The organism is Streptomyces parvulus (assembly GCF_014648855.1).
Lineage (GTDB): Bacteria > Actinomycetota > Actinomycetes > Streptomycetales > Streptomycetaceae > Streptomyces > Streptomyces parvulus.
The window spans coordinates 100,323-116,425 of record NZ_BMRX01000007.1 but is presented as its reverse complement, the minus strand read 5'-3'; the positions used below and the strand labels follow the sequence as shown (position 1 = coordinate 116,425).

General features: G+C 73.8%; 13 protein-coding genes. 5 read left to right on the top strand and 8 right to left on the bottom strand.

What is annotated here, in order from left to right:
- Positions 1–26 precede the first annotated feature (26 nt).
- A complete protein-coding gene (locus IE108_RS14725; RefSeq protein WP_229851820.1) occupies positions 27–1,532 on the bottom strand; it encodes an MFS transporter in 1,506 nt (501 codons plus the stop codon).
- A gap of 113 nt (positions 1,533–1,645) precedes the next feature.
- Here IE108_RS14725 and IE108_RS14720 point away from each other — a divergent pair, with 113 nt between their 5' ends.
- Positions 1,646–2,629, top strand: coding sequence for an Lrp/AsnC family transcriptional regulator (locus IE108_RS14720; RefSeq protein WP_064730675.1), 984 nt, complete (start codon positions 1,646–1,648; stop codon positions 2,627–2,629).
- On the opposite strand, the gene IE108_RS14715 is transcribed toward IE108_RS14720, so the two are convergent.
- Entirely contained in the window at positions 2,608–3,489 is an 882-nt protein-coding gene (locus IE108_RS14715) for a LysR substrate-binding domain-containing protein (RefSeq protein ID WP_064730676.1), read from the bottom strand. The genes IE108_RS14720 and IE108_RS14715 overlap by 22 nt on opposite strands.
- 172 nt (positions 3,490–3,661) lie before the next feature.
- Here IE108_RS14715 and IE108_RS14710 point away from each other — a divergent pair, with 172 nt between their 5' ends.
- Positions 3,662–4,672, top strand: coding sequence for a bile acid:sodium symporter family protein (locus IE108_RS14710; RefSeq protein ID WP_064730677.1), 1,011 nt, complete (start codon positions 3,662–3,664; stop codon positions 4,670–4,672).
- A 15-nt stretch (positions 4,673–4,687) separates the two neighbouring features.
- On the opposite strand, the gene IE108_RS14705 is transcribed toward IE108_RS14710, so the two are convergent.
- From IE108_RS14705 to IE108_RS14680, 6 genes are all read right to left on the bottom strand, one after another.
- Positions 4,688–6,571, bottom strand: coding sequence for an exo-alpha-sialidase (locus IE108_RS14705; protein WP_064730678.1), 1,884 nt, complete (start codon positions 6,569–6,571; stop codon positions 4,688–4,690).
- Between the two features lie 211 nt (positions 6,572–6,782).
- A complete protein-coding gene (gene fdhD, locus IE108_RS14700; RefSeq protein WP_064730679.1) occupies positions 6,783–7,631 on the bottom strand; it encodes a formate dehydrogenase accessory sulfurtransferase FdhD in 849 nt (282 codons plus the stop codon).
- A 17-nt stretch (positions 7,632–7,648) separates the two neighbouring features.
- On the bottom strand, positions 7,649–8,509 hold the full coding sequence (locus tag IE108_RS14695; protein ID WP_064730680.1) for a 2Fe-2S iron-sulfur cluster-binding protein: 861 nt from the start codon (positions 8,507–8,509) through the stop codon (positions 7,649–7,651).
- A complete protein-coding gene (locus IE108_RS14690; protein WP_064730681.1) occupies positions 8,506–10,464 on the bottom strand; it encodes an NAD(P)H-dependent oxidoreductase subunit E in 1,959 nt (652 codons plus the stop codon). The genes IE108_RS14695 and IE108_RS14690 overlap by 4 nt, the downstream gene beginning before the upstream one ends.
- The gene (locus tag IE108_RS14685; protein ID WP_064730682.1) at positions 10,445–12,388 is read right to left on the bottom strand and encodes a molybdopterin oxidoreductase family protein; all 1,944 of its coding nucleotides are present in this window, start codon (positions 12,386–12,388) and stop codon (positions 10,445–10,447) included. Before IE108_RS14685 ends, IE108_RS14690 begins: the two co-directional genes overlap by 20 nt.
- Positions 12,385–13,356 carry a 2-dehydropantoate 2-reductase gene (locus tag IE108_RS14680; protein WP_064730683.1) on the bottom strand — a complete coding sequence of 324 codons (972 nt, stop codon included), beginning with the start codon at positions 13,354–13,356 and terminating at the stop codon, positions 12,385–12,387. Before IE108_RS14680 ends, IE108_RS14685 begins: the two co-directional genes overlap by 4 nt.
- A 168-nt stretch (positions 13,357–13,524) precedes the next feature.
- Here IE108_RS14680 and IE108_RS14675 point away from each other — a divergent pair, with 168 nt between their 5' ends.
- The 3 genes from IE108_RS14675 to IE108_RS14665 all read left to right on the top strand — a co-directional run bounded on the left by IE108_RS14675 (position 13,525) and on the right by IE108_RS14665 (position 16,098).
- The gene (locus tag IE108_RS14675; RefSeq protein ID WP_064730684.1) at positions 13,525–14,865 is read left to right on the top strand and encodes an OFA family MFS transporter; all 1,341 of its coding nucleotides are present in this window, start codon (positions 13,525–13,527) and stop codon (positions 14,863–14,865) included.
- The gene (locus IE108_RS14670) at positions 14,834–14,977 is read left to right on the top strand and encodes an MFS transporter small subunit (RefSeq protein ID WP_181849452.1); all 144 of its coding nucleotides are present in this window, start codon (positions 14,834–14,836) and stop codon (positions 14,975–14,977) included. Before IE108_RS14675 ends, IE108_RS14670 begins: the two co-directional genes overlap by 32 nt.
- Positions 14,978–15,147: 170 nt before the next feature.
- Positions 15,148–16,098 (top strand): beta-ketoacyl-ACP synthase III, encoded by a 951-nt coding sequence (locus IE108_RS14665; RefSeq protein ID WP_064730685.1) that lies wholly within the window; start codon positions 15,148–15,150, stop codon positions 16,096–16,098.
- Positions 16,099–16,103 lie beyond the last annotated feature (5 nt).

Below are 16,103 nucleotides of genomic sequence, written 5' to 3'. Positions count from 1 at the left end.
ATCTCCACCGAATCCATACGGCGCGCTTACCGCCGGTACGGGGCCGCCGGCTCCGGTTCCGCGGCGGGTCCCGCGGGGGCCGCCCCCCGGGTGCCGGGCCCGGTGCGGCCGGCCCGGACCAGCACGAGCACCAGCACTCCGCCGACCGCCGCCACCGTCCCCGCGGTCACCGCCGCGGCGTTCAGTCCGGAGGCGAAGGCCGCCCGCAGCGCGTGCTCGCCGAACACGCCCTCCAGGGCGCTCGCCGCGCCGCCCGCCAGACCGTGCGCCGCGTCGTGCGGCAGCGTGTCCGTCATCCGCGAGGTCAGCACCGTGCCGAACACCGCGATGCCGAGCGCGTACCCGAGCTGGCGGAAGGTGTTGACCGCGCCGCCCGCCATCCCGGCCCGCTCCGCCGGCACCGCGGCCAGCGCCGCACCCGCGATGCCCGGCGACACCAGGCCGGTGCCGACGCCCACCAGCAGCAGCCCCGGCACCAGCTCGGACGCGCCGGACGAGGAGTCGAGGAACGCCATGGCGTACTGGCCCGCCGCGACCAGCAGCAGCCCGCCCCCGATGGTGAACCGCGCGGGCACCCCGTGCAGCAGCCGTCCTCCCGCCGCCGCGACCACGAACGACGCCAGCGACAGCCACACGAACACCAGACCGCCGCGCACCGGGCTCATCCCGAGCAGCGTCTGGAGCCATATCGACGTGTACGCCATCACGCCGAACGCCGCCGCGTTGAAGGCCAGCGCGCCCAGCATGACGCCGGAGAACGCCGGCCGCAGGAACAGCCGGGGGTCCAGCAGCGGATCGGCGACCCGCCGCTCCACGGCCACGAAGGCGGCCAGCGCCACCACCGCCAGGCCGAAGGAGACGAGGGTGCCGGCCTCCGACCAGCCGTGCGACCCGGCCCGCACCGCGCCGTAGGTGAGCGCACCCGCGAACGCCGCGAAGGCGGCCGTGCCCGCCCAGTCCACGCGGCGCCCGCGCGCACCGCGCGACTCCGGCACCACGCGCAGCGTCAGCCAGACCGCCGCCACGCTCACCGGCAGGTTCACCCAGAAGATCCACCGCCAGCCGGGACCGTCCGTGAGCAGCCCGCCCAGCACCGGCCCCACGGCCGCCGCCGCGCCGCTGACCGCGCCCCACACCCCGAGTGCCATCGACCGCCGGCGCCCCTGGTAGACCGAGCCCAGCAACGGCAGCGTGGTGGCGAACATCGCCGCCGCGCCCACGCCCTGCAGGCCCCGCGCCGCGACCAGCATCCCGGGCCCGGTCGCCAGCCCGCACAGCAGCGACGCCGCCGCGAACAGCACCACGCCCGCCACGTGCACCCGGCGCCGCCCCAGCACGTCGGCCGCGGCCCCCAGACCCAGCAGCAGCGCCGCCAGCGCGAGCGCGTAGCCGTCCATCACCCACTGCAGGTCGCTCAGCGAGGCGTCCAGGCCCCGGGCCATGTCCGGCAGCGCGACCACCGCGATCGTCACGTCCAGCAGCAGCATGAACGTCCCGAGGCACACCGCCGTCAGCGGCCCCCATGTACGCATTCCGTCTTCTCCCTGTGTGCTACGACTTGCCACGCCTCCGTACGATGCGGTGTGACCGGCCGATCGCGCCGGTCCTGGGCGCACAGCCGGCCGAATCCGACGGAGACAGCACCATGCGGATGGAATCCGACACCTTCGACGAGCTGGACCTGCGGCTGCTGGACGCGCTGGAGATCAACGGACGCGCCTCCTTCAGCCGCATCGGCGCGGTCCTCGGCGTCTCCGACCAGACCGTCGCCCGCCGCTACCGCCGGCTGTGCGACGAGGGCGGGCTGCGGGTGGTCGCCGTGCGGGACGCCGAGCGGCTCGGCCAGGACCACTGGACCCTGCGGCTGCGCTGCGTCCCCGACAGCGCCCCGGCCATCGCGGAGGCCCTCGCCAAGCGCCCCGACACCAACTGGATCGGACTCGCCGCGGGCGGCACGGAGATCATCTTCGGCACCCGTCCGCGCAGCCCGGGGGACCGGGACGACCTGCTCCTCGGCAAGCTGCCGCGCACCCCGCGCGTCCTGGAGATCCACGCTCACCAGATACTGCACCGCTTCTACGGCGGGCCCAGCGGCTGGCTCCGCAAGTTCGCCGTGCTCGACGACGACGAGGTCGCCGCCCTGCGTCCGGAGCCCCGCCCGGCGACGTCGGGACCGGCCCGCATCGAGCCCGAGGACGAGCCGCTGCTGGCCGTCCTGGAACGCGACGGGCGCGCCACGTACCCGCGCTTGCAGCGGGCCACCGGTCGCTCCGAGTCAGCCGTCAAGCGCCGCCTGGCCGCGCTCCTCGCCTCCGGTGCCGTCTACGTCGACGTGGAGTACCGCTCCGAGATCCTCGGCTACCCCACCGCCGCCGTACTGTGGATCACCACCAGCCCGGCCGCACTGCACCGGGTCGGCGAGGCCCTCGCCGCGCACGACGAGATCGCCCACGCCGCCGCCACGGCCGGGCCGTCCAACATCATCGCCACGGCGGTCGTGCGCAACACCGCGGACCTCTACGCCTACCTCAGCGGCCCGCTCGGCCGGCTGGAGGGCGTCCAGCACGTGGAGGCGTCCCCGTTCCTGCGCCGGGTCAAGCAGCTCACCTATCCCAGCCCCGGCCGCTGAGGGCGGTGCAGCCGGTCGCCGCCCGCGAGGACGGCGGCGGCCAGCGCGTCCGCGGCGCCCTGCGCCGAGGGCCGGCGCCGGCCGTGCACCAGCACGAAGTCGACGCGGCCCAGCTCGGGCAGGTCCGCCCGGTCCGGGACCCGCACCAGGCCGGGCGGGACGAGTCCGCGCGAGTGCGCCATCACGCCGAGGCCCGCGCGGGCGGCCGCGAGCAGACCGTTGAGGCTGCCGCTGGTGCACGCGACGTGCCACTCGCGGCCCTGGCGCTGAAGGGCCTCCAGCGCCAGGGCACGGGTGATGCCCGGCGGCGGGTAGACGATCAGCGGCACCGGGCGGTCGGGGTCCAGGCGCAGCCGCGGCGCGCCGATCCACACCAGCCGGTCGCTCCAGACCGGCTCGCCCCGCGGGTCCTCGGGCCGCCGCTTGGCGAGCACCAGGTCCAGCTCCCCGTCGGCCAACTGCCGGTGCAGCGTGCCCGAAAGCTCCACCGTCAGCTCCAGGTCGACCTCGGGATGGTCGTGCCGGAAGCCCTCCAGGATCTCCGGCAGCCGGGTGAGCACGAAGTCCTCCGAGGCGCCGAACCGCAGCCGCCCGCGCAGCCGGGTGCCGGAGAAGAAGGCGGTGGCCTGCTCGTGCACCTCCAGGATCCGGCGGGCGAAGCCGAGCATCGCCTCCCCGTCCTCCGTCAGCTCCACCGAGTGCGTGTCGCGGCTGAACAGCCGGCGCCCGGTGGCGCCCTCCAGCCGCCGCACGTGCTGGCTCACCGTCGACTGGCGCAGCCCGAGCCGCCGGGCGGCCTGCGTGAAGCTCAGCGTCTGGGCCACCGAGAGGAACGTGCGGAGCTGCGAGGGGTCGTACACGTCGCCAGGCTATCGCGGTACGTGATGACAGTCAGAGCGGTATACCGGATTCCCGATCGCTCGCCGGGCGAGCAGGATGGAGCGGGGACCCGTGACCCTTCGCCACCGGGTCCTCGAACGACCGTGAACAAGCAAGTGGAGTACCGTGAAACGCCTGCGCCGGCCCCGCTGGATGCCGATCGACCCGTACGTCCTGCTGCTGCTCGGGACGGTGGGCCTCGCCGCACTGCTGCCGGCCCGCGGCACCGGCGCGGACGTCGCCTCCGGGGCCTCGACCGCCGCGATCGCGTTCCTCTTCTTCCTCTACGGCGCCCGGCTCTCCACCCGTGAGGCGATGGACGGGGTCCGGCACTGGCGGCTCCACGGCACCGTGCTGGCCTGCACCTTCGTCGTCTTCCCGCTGCTGGGCCTCGCCTCGCGCGGACTCGTGCCCGTCTTCCTGACCGACCCGCTGTACCAGGGCCTGCTCTTCCTCACCCTGGTCCCGTCCACCATCCAGTCCTCGATCGCCTTCACGTCCATCGCCCGCGGCAACGTGCCCGCCGCGATCTGCGCCGGGTCCTTCTCCTCGCTGGTGGGCATCGTCGTCACGCCGCTGCTGGCCGCCGCCCTGCTCGGCGGCACCGGGGGCGGGTTCTCCGCCGACTCGGTGGTGGGGATCGTGCTCCAGCTGCTGGTGCCGTTCGCCGCCGGGCAGCTGCTGCGCCGCTGGATCGGGGGCTTCGTCGCCCGGCACAAGAAGGTCCTCCAGCTCGTCGACCGCGGCTCGATCCTCCTCGTCGTCTACACCGCGTTCAGCGAGGGCATGGTCGAGGGCATCTGGCACCAGGTGAGCCCGGTCCGGCTCGCCGGGCTGCTGGCCGTGGAGGCGGTCCTGCTCGCCGTGATGCTGCTGCTGACCTGGTACGGGGCCAAGGCGCTCGGCTTTGGCCGGGAGGACCGGATCGCGATCCAGTTCGCCGGGTCCAAGAAGTCCCTGGCCGCCGGACTGCCCATGGCCGGCGTCCTGTTCGGCGCGCACGCCTCGCTCGCCGTGCTGCCGCTGATGCTCTTCCACCAGATGCAGCTCATGGTCTGCGCGGTCATCGCCAAGCGCCGCTCGCACGACCCGGAACCGCCCGCCGCGGCCGCCGACGGCGAGGCGGAGCCCGCCCGCGACCGGGTCGGCACGGGCCGCCGCTGAACCGCCGGGCGCGCCTCAGCCGCCCGCGCTCGTCCCGTCCAGGGGCAGGTGCACCACGGCGTTTGCGAGCGCGGACGGCGGGTCGCCCGCGGCGATCTCCTCGTCGGTCAGCGCCCGGTTCCAGACGTGCACCTCGTCGACCGCGCCTCTCAGCCGGGCCCGGCCGTCCACCCGCTCCCCGACGTGCACACCGAAGGGCGACCCGGTGCTGACCGAGCCCGGCACGTCCGCCGCGCCGGTCTGCTCGCCGTCGACGAAGAGCGTGAGCCGCCCCCCGCCCCGGCGGAGCGCCAGATGGTGCCAGCGCCCGTCGTTGAGGGCGTCGTCGGTGCGCACCCAGGCAGAGCGGGGGGCTGCCGCCCCATCGCGCGCGGTGATCAGCCCCTGGACCCTGCCGTGAGCGGGCTCGGCCCGCAGCCACACCTGCGGCTGCGCGATCCCCACCCCGCCCATCCACAGCAGCGGCTGCTCCCCGTCGGCCTCCGAGTAACGGAACCGCAGCGACGCGGTGAAGTCCCCGTCCCCCAGCGGCAGCCGCTCGTCGAACGGCAGCCGCACGGCGTCGTCGGCGCCGTCGAAGGAGAGGGCGCCGCCCACCGCGCCGGTCGTCGGTCCGGCACCGCCCAGCACCGCGGCGGGGGCCGCGCCGGGCGCGAGGTCCGGTGTGGTGGGGTCGGCGGCCCGGCGGGCCTGGAGCCAGTCCTCGGTGAAGCGGGCGAAGCGGATCTCGTCGCGGGCGTCGACGGCTCCGGCCTCGTACAGGAGGCCCACCGTCGCGTCGTCGACGTCCACCATGTCCGAGTACCCGGACCAGTCCCGCGTGAGGACGGTCCCGCGGTCCACGCTGTCCCAGGTCGCGCCGCCGTCGTAGGAGGAGCGCACGGACATCGTCCGGCGGCGGTCCGGATCGGCCGGGGCGGACAGCAGCGTGCGGTCGCCCATGCGGAGCACGGCGCCCTGCACCTGCGGCGTGTACAGGTCGGGCAGGGCGCGGAAGGGGGCCGCGAAGCTGTCGCCGCCGTCCAGGCTGAGGGCCTGGGTGCGGTGGCCGAGGTCGGTGCCCCGCTCCTCCCGCCCGCTGACCAGGAGGGCTCCGTCGGCGCGCTCGGTGAGGGTCAGTTCGGAGGGCTTCTGCCGGAAGGTGCCGTCGGCCGCGACGGGCCAGGTGTCGGTGGCGCCGACCTTCCAGTGCGCGCCGCCGTCGTCGCTGACCACCAGCGCCGCGTGGTTGGCGGTGATCCGGTCGCCGTCCCAGGTCTCGGCGTTGACGCCGACCACGAGCCGCCCGGGGTGGCCGCCGCCGGTGAGCTGGACGCCGTGCACGGGTCCGGTGGCGTACCAGGAGTTCCACTCGGCCGGCAGGATCTCGGGGCTCAGGTCGCGGGGCGCGGACCAGGTGACGCCGTCGTCGTCGCTGTGCTGGAGGTGGGGCGTGCGGGTGCAGGGGATCGCGCAGTTGGCGGCGTCGGTCCGGCCCGCGTTGTAGGTCTCGGTCAGCAGGACGCGGCCGGTGGCCCGGTCGACGACCGGCGCCGGGTTGCCGTGGGTGTCGCCGCCGCCGTCGTTGACGACCTGGAGCGGGCCCCAGGTGCGTCCGCCGTCGGTGGAGCGCTTGACGACGATGTCGATGTCGGCGGCGTCCCCGCAGTTGAGGACGCGCCCCTCGGCGAAGGCGAGCAGGGTGCCCTCGGTCGTCCGGACGATCGCGGGGATGCGGAAGCAGGCGTAGCCGCCCGGGTCCGCGTCCGCCCGGAAGAGGACCCGCTCCTCGAACTCAGGGGCCCGCTCGCCCGGCCGGGCGTACGCGGGCGGCGGGGCGGTGGCGGCGGCGAAGGCGGTGGCGGTGGCGAGGGCCGCGGCGAGAGCGGGCCTGAGAGAACGGGGGGGTCGGGACGGCATGGCGCGGTCTGCCCTTCAGGCGGCTGGTCGGAGCCGGTCGTCAGGACATCAGTACAACAGGACGTTCGGCGGCCCCTCCCGCTCCGGGCCGCCGCCCGCGTGTCGGACCGTCAGGACCGCGCGGGGGCGGTGACGTCGAGGCGGGGTCCCCGCGGCGCAGGGGGCGCTCCCCGCCGTCCGGGACCCCGCCGCCGTGCCGCGGGGAGCGGCGTCAGCCCTGGCCGGCCGCGGCCCGCAGGGCGACGCGGTCCTCGCCCGCGTACACGTTCATGGAGCTGCCGCGCAGGAATCCGACGAGCGTCAGCCCCGTCTCGGCGGCCAGGTCCACCGCGAGCGAGGACGGCGCCGACACCGCGGCCAGCACCGGGATGCCCGCCATGACCGCCTTCTGCGCCAGCTCGAAGGAGGCCCGGCCCGACACCAGCAGCACGGACCGGGACAGCGGCAGGTCCCCGTTCTGCACGGCGCGGCCGACCAGCTTGTCGACCGCGTTGTGCCGGCCCACGTCCTCGCGTACGTCGACCAGCTCCCCCTCCTCGGTGAACAGGGCGGCCGCGTGCAGCCCGCCGGTCCGGTCGAAGACCCGCTGGGAGGCGCGCAGCCGGTCGGGCAGGTCCGCCAGCAGTTCCGGCGTGACCCGGAGCGGGGGAGTGTCGGCGATGGGCCAGCGGGCGGTGGTGCGCACCGCGTCCAGGCTCGCCTTGCCGCACAGCCCGCAGGACGAGGTGGTGTAGACGTTCCGCTCCAGGGTGATGTCCGGGACCGTCACGCCGGGGGCGGTGCGCACGTCGACCACGTTGTACGTGTTGGAGCCGTCGGCCGTGGCGCCCGCGCAGTACACGATGTTCTGGAGGTCGCCCCGCTCGGCGAGCACGCCCTCGCTGACCAGGAAACCGGCCGCCAGCGCGAAGTCGTCGCCGGGCGTGCGCATGGTGATGGCCAGCGGCTTGCCGTTCAGCCGGATCTCCAGCGGTTCCTCGGCGACGAGGGTGTCCGGGCGGGTGGAGACCGCGCCGTCCCGCACGCGGATCACCTTGCGTCGTTCCGTGACTCGTCCCATGTCGTGCCCCTTGCCGGTCAGTCCCGGTTCTGTACGTGCTGGTAGCCGAAGCGGCCCTTGATGCAGAGGTTGCCGTGGGTCACCGGGTTGTCGTGCGGAGAGGTGACCTTCACGATCTCATTGTCCTGCACGTGGAGCGTGAGGTTGCAGCCCACACCGCAGTACGCGCACACCGTCGTCGTGGCGCTCTGCCGCTCCTCGTCCCACGTCCCGGCGGCCCGCATGTCGAACTCCGACTTGAAGGAGAGGGCCCCGGTGGGGCAGACCTCGATGCAGTTGCCGCAGTAGACGCACGCCGAGTCGGTCAGCGGGCCGTCGTGCTCCACCGCGATGCGGGCGTCGAATCCGCGGCCCGCGACGGAGATGGCGAAGCTGTTCTGCCACTGGTCCCCGCAGGCGTCCACGCACTTGTAGCAGAGGATGCACTTGCCGTAGTCCCGCACGTACAGGTCGTTGTCGACGCGCGGTTCCTCGTCGACGCGGGCCGCGTCGGGGCCGAAGCGGTCGGGCTTCGCCTCGTACTCCTTGATCCACTGCGCCGCCGACGGAGTCGTCGACAGGTCGACCGAGGAGGCGAGCAGTTCGAGCACCACCTTGCGGCTGTGCCGGGCGCGCTCGGTGTCGGTGCGCACCACCATGCCCTGCTCCGCGCGGCGCGAGCAGGCCGGGGCGAGCGTCCGGGCGCCCTCGACCTCCACCACGCAGACCCGGCAGGCGTTCTTCGGGGTGAGGGTGTCGCCCTGGCACAGGGTCGGCACGTCCTTGTCGGCGGCCCGGCAGGCGTCCAGGATCGTCGAACCCTCGGGGACCCGGGCCTCCTGCCCGTCCAGGGTGAACTCCACCAGCCGGCGCGGCACTCCGAGCGGTATCGCGGTCATTCGTACGCCCCCAGACGGTCGATGGCGGATTCCACGGCGTTCCACGCGGTCTGCCCGAGACCGCAGATGGAGGAGTCCCGCATGGCCCGCCCGACCTCCCGCAGCAGCGCGACGTCCCCGGCCGCGGCGGCGCCCGTGCGCTCGGCGATCCGGTGCAGCGCCTCCTCCTGGCGTACCGTCCCGACCCGGCACGGTACGCACTGCCCGCAGGACTCGTCGCGGAAGAACTCGGCGATGCGCAGCAGCAGCCGGGGGAGCGGGACGGTGTCGTCGAAGGCCATGACGACACCGGAGCCGAGCGTCGTGCCGGCCTCGCGGGTGCCCTCGAAGGTGAGCGGGATGCCGAGTTCGTCCGGGCGGACGAAGCCGCCGGCCGCCCCGCCGAGCAGCACCGCCCGCAGTCCGTCCCGGACGCCGGCGAGGGTGAGCAGTTCCCCCAGGGTGGCGCCGAAGGGGAGTTCGTACACGCCGGGCCGGCGGACGCTGCCCGAGACGCAGAACAGCTTCGGGCCGGTGGACGACGGGGTGCCGATCGCCGCGTACGCCTGCGCGCCCATGGTGAGGATCGGCAGGACGTTGACCAGCGTCTCGACGTTGTTCGCCGCCGTCGGTTTCCCGAACAGGCCCTTCTCCACGGGGAACGGCGGCTTGGAGCGCGGCTCACCGCGGCGGCCCTCGATGGAGTTGAACAGCGCAGTCTCCTCACCGCAGATGTACGCGCCCGCGCCCCGCCGGATCTCGATGTCGAAGGCGTAGCCCTGGCCGAGGACGTCGTCGCCGAGCAGCCCGCGGGCCCGGGCCCGGGCGACCGCGTGGGTGAGGCGGGCCAGGGCGCGCGGGTACTCGCCGCGGAGGTAGAGGTAGCCGCGGTGGGCCCCGGTGGCGTAGCCCGCGATCGTCATCGCCTCCACGAGGGCGTACGGGTCGCCCTCCATGAGGACGCGGTCCTTGAAGGTGCCCGGCTCGGACTCGTCGGCGTTGCACACCAGGTAGTGCGGCCGGTCCGGCTGGGCGGCGGTGGCCTGCCACTTGCGTCCAGTGGGGAAGGCGGCTCCGCCGCGGCCGACCAGGCCGGCGTCGGTGACCTCGCGGATGACGCCGGCGGGGCCGAGGGCGAAGGCGCGGCGCAGGGCGGTGTAGCCGCCAGCGGCGCGGTAGGCGTCGAGGGAGGTGGGGTCGGTGGTGCCGATGCGTCTGAGCAGGGTGAGGGTGGGGTCGCCGGTCTGTGGGACGGCGAGGGCGGGGGCGGGTTCGGGTGGGGCGTCCTCGGGGGTGGTGGCCGCGGTGATGGCGGCCTCGGGGGTCGCGGGGGCGGTGACGGCGGTGGCGTAACGGGGTTCTCGCATCCGCCGCCCCTTCCCGTTCCCGACCCCGGGGGCTGCCGCCCCCGGACCCCCGCTGTCGGCCTGAACGGCCTCGTCCTCAAACGCCGGACGGGCTGAGATATCGCCGGACGGTGGATGTCCCGCGCGTATCGCCAAGGCCGCGGGGGCCCGTTCGCACAGGCCCAGGCACGGGGAGCGTTCGACCTTCACCCCGCTCTCCGGGCCCAGGCGCGCCTCCACCGCCGCGCACAGCTCGCCCGCGCCCGCCGTCGCGCACGCCAGGTCGGTGCAGACGTGCAGGACCGTCGCCGGGCGGGGGCGGACCGAGAACATGGCGTAGAACGTGGCGACGCCGTACGCCTCGGCCGGCGGCACGGTCAGGCGGCGGCACAGGTAGTCCAGGGCGCCCTCGCTGATCCAGCCGACCCGGTCGTTGAGCGCGTGCAGTCCGGGCAGCAGCAGGTCGCGGCGGTTCCTGGCCTCGCGGCCGCCGCGGGCCCACCTCAGGTCGGCGGCGTCCGCCGCGTCGCGGTCGGCGCCCTCCCAGGACGACTCGGGCGGGCCGAGCAGGGCGTCGACGGCCTCGCGTTCCTCGTCGGTCGGCTTGCCGTCACCGAAGCGCAGGTCCACCGGTGCTCACCTTCTCGATCCGGATCGCCGAGGCCTTGAACTCCGCCGTCCCCGCGATGGGGCAGTTGGCCTCGATGGTCAGCTGGTTGGTGTCCACCTCGTCGGGAAAGTGGAAGCTCATGAAGGCCAGCCCGGGACGCAGCGCCGTGTCGACCCACACGGGCGCCAGCAGCGACCCGCGCCGTGAGGTCACGCGCACCTCCTCGCCGACCGCCACCCCGTAGCGCTCGGCGTCCTCCGGGCACAGCTCGACGGACTCGCCGCGGCGCAGCGGGGAGGCGTAACCGCCGGTCTGCACCCCGGTGTTGTAGGAGTCGAGGCGGCGTCCGGTGGTGAGCCGGATCGGGTACTCCTCGTCGGTGAGGTCCACGGGCGGGTCGTGCGCCACGATCCCGAAGGGCGCGGGCACCCCGCGCAGGGCCGGGTCCGCCTCCCACAGCCTGCCGTGCAGATAGGACGGTTCCATGCCCTCGGTGCTCGGGCACGGCCACTGGATGCCCTGGTGCTCCTCCAGGCGGGCGTACGTCATGCCGTGGTGGTCGGGGGACAGCGAGCGCAGCTCGTTCCATACCGCCTCGGCGTCGGCGTACTTCCAGTCGTGGCCGAGGCGGGTGGCGAGGTCGCAGAGGATGTCGATGTCCTCCCGGGCCTCCCCGGGCGGCGTCACCGCTCGGCGGACGCGCTGCACCCGGCGCTCGCTGTTCGTGGTGGTGCCGTCGGTCTCCGCCCAGCCGGCCGTCGCCGGCAGCACCACGTCGGCCAGCTCGGCGGTCTTGGTCAGGAAGATGTCCTGGACGACGAGGAAGTCCAGGGCCCGCAGCCGGCGGACCGCCTGTTCGCTGTCGGCCTCCGACTGGGCCGGGTTCTCGCCGATGCAGTAGACGGCCCGCAGCGAGCCCTCGTCCATCGCCTCGAACATCTCGGTCAGGGTGAGTCCGTGGCGGGGCTGGATGACCGTGTCCCAGGCGGACTCGAACTTCAGCCGGACCTCCGGGTCGAGCACGTCCTGGAAGCCGGGCAGCCGGTTGGGGATGGCGCCCATGTCGCCGCCGCCCTGCACGTTGTTCTGGCCCCGGAGCGGCTGGAGCCCCGATCCGTAGCGCCCGACGTGGCCGGTGAGCAGGGCCAGATTGATCAATGCCCGGACGTTGTCGGTGCCGTTGTGGTGCTCGGTGATCCCGAGGGTCCAGCACAGCTGGGCGCGTTCGGCGCGGGCGTAGGCGTGGGCCAGTTCGCGGATCGCGGCCGCCGGGACGCCCGTCACCTTCTCGGCCAGGGACAGCGTCCAGGGTTCGACCAGTTCCCGGTACTCGGCGAAGCCGGAGGTGGCCCGCGCGACGAACGCCTCGTTGGCCAGCCCGGCGTGGATGATCTCCCGGCCCACCGCGTGCGCCAGCGGGATGTCCGTGCCGACGTTGGGCCCCAGCCAGCCCTCCGCCCACTCGGCGGTGGAGGTGCGGCGCGGGTCGACGGCGTACAGGCGGGCCCCGGCCCGGACGCCCTTGAGCACGTGCTGGAAGAAGATGGGGTGCGCGAAGCGGGCGTTGGAACCCCACATCACGATCAGGTCGGTGTGCTCCACCTCCTCGTACGACGAGGTCCCGCCGCCCGAGCCGAAGGCGGCCGACAGGCCCGCCACGCTGGGCGCGTGGCAGGTCCGGTTGCAGGAGTCGACGTTGTGGGTGCCCATCACCACGCGGGCGAACTTCTGCGCCACGTAGTTCATCTCGTTGGTGGCCCGGGCGCAGGAGAACATCCCGAAGGCGTCGCGCGCCGCCGTCAGGCCCCGTGCGGTGCGGTCCAGGGCCTCGTCCCAGGTGGCGCGGCGGAAGGGCGCGTCGCGCGAGTCGCGGACGAGGGGGTGGGTGAGGCGGGTGTAGGTCTTCGGGGCGCGGCCCCGGCGGTTTCGCTGGCGTTCGCTCATGCGGCGCTCCTCAGCGCGAGCAGGTCCGACAGGGCGTGCACGGTGCGCAGGGTGGGCACCGGGACCCCGGTGATCTCCGCCAGTTCGACCACGGCCGCGAGCAGCACGTCGAGTTCCAGCGGCTTGCCGCGCTCCAGGTCCTGGAGCGTGGAGGTGCGGTGGTCGCCGACCCGTTCGGCGCCCGCGAGGCGGCGTTCGATGGAGACGCCGACCTCGCAGCCGAGCGCGGCGGCCACCGCCAGCGTCTCGGTCATCATGGTCTCGATGACCTGCCGGGTGCCGCCGTGCAGGCACATCTGCCGCATGGTGGCGCGGGCCAGGGCGCTGATCGGGTTGAAGGAGATGTTGCCCAGCAGCTTCAGCCAGATGTCGCCCCGCAGGTCGGGCTCGACCGGGCACTTCAGGCCGCCGGCCCGCATCGCCTCGCTGAACGCCAGACACCGCGCCGAGACCTCGCGGCCGGGCTCGCCCACGGAGAACCGGGTGCCTTCCACGTGCCGGACGACGCCCGGCTGTTCGAGTTCGGTGGCCGCGTAGACCACGCAGCCCACCGCCCGTTCGGGGGCGAGCACCGCGCTGACCGCGCCGGCCGGGTCCACGCTCTCCAGCCGGCGCCCGTCGTAGGGGCCGCCGTGGCGGTGGAAGTACCACCAGGGGATGCCGTTCTGGGCGGCGACGACCGCCGTGGTCTCGTGCAGCAGCGGCTCGATCAGCGGCCCGCACGCCGCGTACGAGTTGGCCTTCAGACCCAGGAAAACGTAGTCGACCGGGCCGACTTCGCCCGGGTCGTCGGTGGCGCGGGGGTGCGCGGTGAAGTCGCCGCGCGGGCTGCGCACCCGCACTCCGTACTGCCTCATGGCCGCCAGGTGCGGTCCACGGGCGATGAGATGGACGTCGGCGCCCGCACGGTGGAGCGCGGCGCCGACGTAGGCGCCGATCGCACCGGCGCCGAGGACTGCGACTTTCATGGCGGGGAGCTCCGTTCGGTCGAGGGATACCGCGGAACTGCCGAACAGATGTCGACGAAATATTGTCTACAGTATGGAAGTTGAGCCAGCAAGCCTTTGTGCAGCACTGGTGGTTGTCCGCTCAACAGTCTTCTCAAGCGCTTTCCCAGTCCATACGGTTGGGGACCCATGAGTCCCCCCGTCGCACCCCCGGGCTGGAGCCGCTGGCTCGTTCCCCCGGCAGCTCTCTCGGTCCACCTCTCCATCGGGCAGGCCTACGCCTGGTCCGTGTTCAAACCGCCCCTGGAATCCGCGCTCGGCCTCAGCGGCACCCAGAGCGCGCTCCCCTTCCAGCTGGGCATCGTCATGCTCGGCCTGTCGGCCGCGTTCGGCGGCACGCTCGTCGAACGGAACGGCCCGCGCTGGGCGATGACCGTCGCCCTGGTCTGCTTCTCGTCCGGCTTCCTGCTCTCCGCGCTCGGCGCGGCCGTGGAGCAGTACTGGCTGATCGTCCTCGGCTACGGCTTCGTCGGCGGGATCGGCCTCGGCATCGGCTACATCTCACCCGTCTCGACCCTGATCAAGTGGTTCCCGGACCGGCCGGGCATGGCCACCGGCATAGCCATCATGGGCTTCGGCGGCGGCGCCCTCATCGCCTCGCCGTGGTCCGCCCAGATGCTGGAGTCCTTCGGCACCGACAGCTCGGGGATCGCGCTCGCCTTCCTCGTGCACGGACTGGCGTACGCCGTCTTCATGCTGCTCGGCGTACTGCTGGTGCGGGTGCCCCGTCCCAAGGAGCGGGCGGACGGCACGGCGGCCCCCCTGGAGGGCGTGCAGGTCTCGGCCCGCGATGCCCTGCGCACCCCGCAGTTCTGGCTGCTGTGGGTCGTGCTCTGCATGAACGTCACGGCGGGCATCGGCATCCTGGAGAAGGCCGCGCCCATGATCACGGACTTCTTCGCCGACACCTCCACGCCCGTGTCGGTGACCGCGGCCGCGGGCTTCGTCGCCCTGCTCTCGGCGGCCAACATGGCGGGCCGGATCGGCTGGTCCTCGACCTCCGACCTGATCGGACGCAAGAACATCTACCGCGTCTACCTCGGCGTCGGCGCGCTGATGTACGCGCTGATCGCCCTGTTCGGCGACTCCTCCAAGCCGCTGTTCGTCCTGTGCGCCCTCGTCGTGCTCTCCTTCTACGGGGGAGGCTTCGCGACCATCCCCGCCTACCTCAAGGACCTCTTCGGCACCTACCAGGTCGGCGCGATCCACGGCCGGCTGCTCACCGCCTGGTCCACGGCCGGTGTGCTCGGGCCGCTGATCGTCAACTGGATCGCCGACCGGCAGGAGGAGGCCGGCCGCCACGGCTCGGCGCTGTACGGCACCTCCTTCGTCATCATGATCGGGCTGCTGGTGGTCGGCTTCGTCGCCAACGAACTCGTCCGCCCGGTCCACCCCCGCCACCACCGGCCCACGCCCGAGGCACCGAAGGAGGCCGCCGATGTCCCACGACAGCAGCCCGAGTCCGCCTGAGGTCCCCGACAGGCGGCCGCTGATCGCCTTCACCTGGCTCTGGGTGGGCGCACCGCTCGCCTACGGGCTGTACGAACTCGTCCGCAAGGCGACCCAGCTCTTCACCGGGTAGCCGAGGAGGACGGACGGGGGAGACGGGGGAACGGGTGTCCCGCCGGCGCCGGATGCTGACCGAAGCCGACAAGCCGGGCGCCCGTTTCCTGTCGTATCACCTGCCGTCGTACCCGTCGGTCACTGATCACACTGGTGGATCCCGTACCCGAGGCAGCGAGGACTCCACCCATGCACCACGGCTCCCGGATCACCGCCGTCGGCCACTACCAGCCCGCCCGGGTCCTGACCAACGAGGACCTGGCGGGCATGGTCGACACCAGCGACGAGTGGATCAGGAGCCGGGTGGGCATCCGCACCCGCCGGATCGCCGGGCCGGACGAGCCGGTCGACGAGCTGGCCGGCCACGCCGCCGCCAAGGCGCTCGCCTCGGCCGGCCTGACCCCCGCCGACGTGGACATGGTCGTGGTCGCCACCTCCACCGCGATCGACCGCTCCCCGAACACCGCCGCCCGCGTCGCGGCCCGCCTCGGCATGCCCGGCCCCGCCGCCCTGGACGTCAACGTCGTGTGCGCCGGCTTCACCCACGCCCTGGCCACCGCCGACCACGCGGTACGGGCCGGGTCGGCCGGCCGGGCGCTGGTCATCGGCGCCGACAAGATGTCCGAGGTGACCGACTGGACCGACCGCACCACCTGCGTCCTGGTCGGCGACGGGGCCGGCGCCGCCGTGGTGGAGGCCTGCGCGCCGGGCGAGGAGGCCGGGATCGGTCCCGTGCTGTGGGGCTCGGTGCCCGAGATGGGCAACGCGGTCCGCATCGAGGGCACGCCCCCGCGCTTCGCCCAGGAGGGGCAGAGCGTCTACCGCTGGGCGACCACCCGGCTGCCCGCCGTCGCCCGCCAGGCCTGCGAGCGCTCCGGCCTCGACCCCGCCGACCTCGCCGCGATCGTCCTGCACCAGGCCAACCTGCGCATCATCGAACCCCTCGCCGCGAAGATCGGCGCCGCCCGCGCCGTCGTCGCCCGCGACGTCGTCGAGTCCGGCAACACCTCCGCCGCGAGCATCCCCCTCGCCCTGTCCAAGCTCGTCGAGCGGGGCGAGATCACCACCGGCGACCCGGTCCTGCTCTTCGGCTTCGGCGGCAACCTCTCCTACGCCGGACAGGTCGTCCGCTGCCCCTGAACACC

Coding starts and splice junctions, on each gene's coding strand:
- IE108_RS14725 (WP_229851820.1), bottom strand. CDS start 1,532: ATGCGTACATGGGGGCCGCTGACGGCGGTGTGCCTCGGGACGTTCATG.
- IE108_RS14720 (WP_064730675.1), top strand. CDS start 1,646: ATGCGGATGGAATCCGACACCTTCGACGAGCTGGACCTGCGGCTGCTG.
- IE108_RS14710 (WP_064730677.1), top strand. CDS start 3,662: ATGCCGATCGACCCGTACGTCCTGCTGCTGCTCGGGACGGTGGGCCTC.
- IE108_RS14705 (WP_064730678.1), bottom strand. CDS start 6,571: ATGCCGTCCCGACCCCCCCGTTCTCTCAGGCCCGCTCTCGCCGCGGCC.
- fdhD (WP_064730679.1), bottom strand. CDS start 7,631: ATGGGACGAGTCACGGAACGACGCAAGGTGATCCGCGTGCGGGACGGC.
- IE108_RS14695 (WP_064730680.1), bottom strand. CDS start 8,509: ATGACCGCGATACCGCTCGGAGTGCCGCGCCGGCTGGTGGAGTTCACC.
- IE108_RS14685 (WP_064730682.1), bottom strand. CDS start 12,388: ATGAGCGAACGCCAGCGAAACCGCCGGGGCCGCGCCCCGAAGACCTAC.
- IE108_RS14680 (WP_064730683.1), bottom strand. CDS start 13,356: ATGAAAGTCGCAGTCCTCGGCGCCGGTGCGATCGGCGCCTACGTCGGC.
- IE108_RS14675 (WP_064730684.1), top strand. CDS start 13,525: ATGAGTCCCCCCGTCGCACCCCCGGGCTGGAGCCGCTGGCTCGTTCCC.
- IE108_RS14670 (WP_181849452.1), top strand. CDS start 14,834: ATGTCCCACGACAGCAGCCCGAGTCCGCCTGAGGTCCCCGACAGGCGG.
- IE108_RS14665 (WP_064730685.1), top strand. CDS start 15,148: ATGCACCACGGCTCCCGGATCACCGCCGTCGGCCACTACCAGCCCGCC.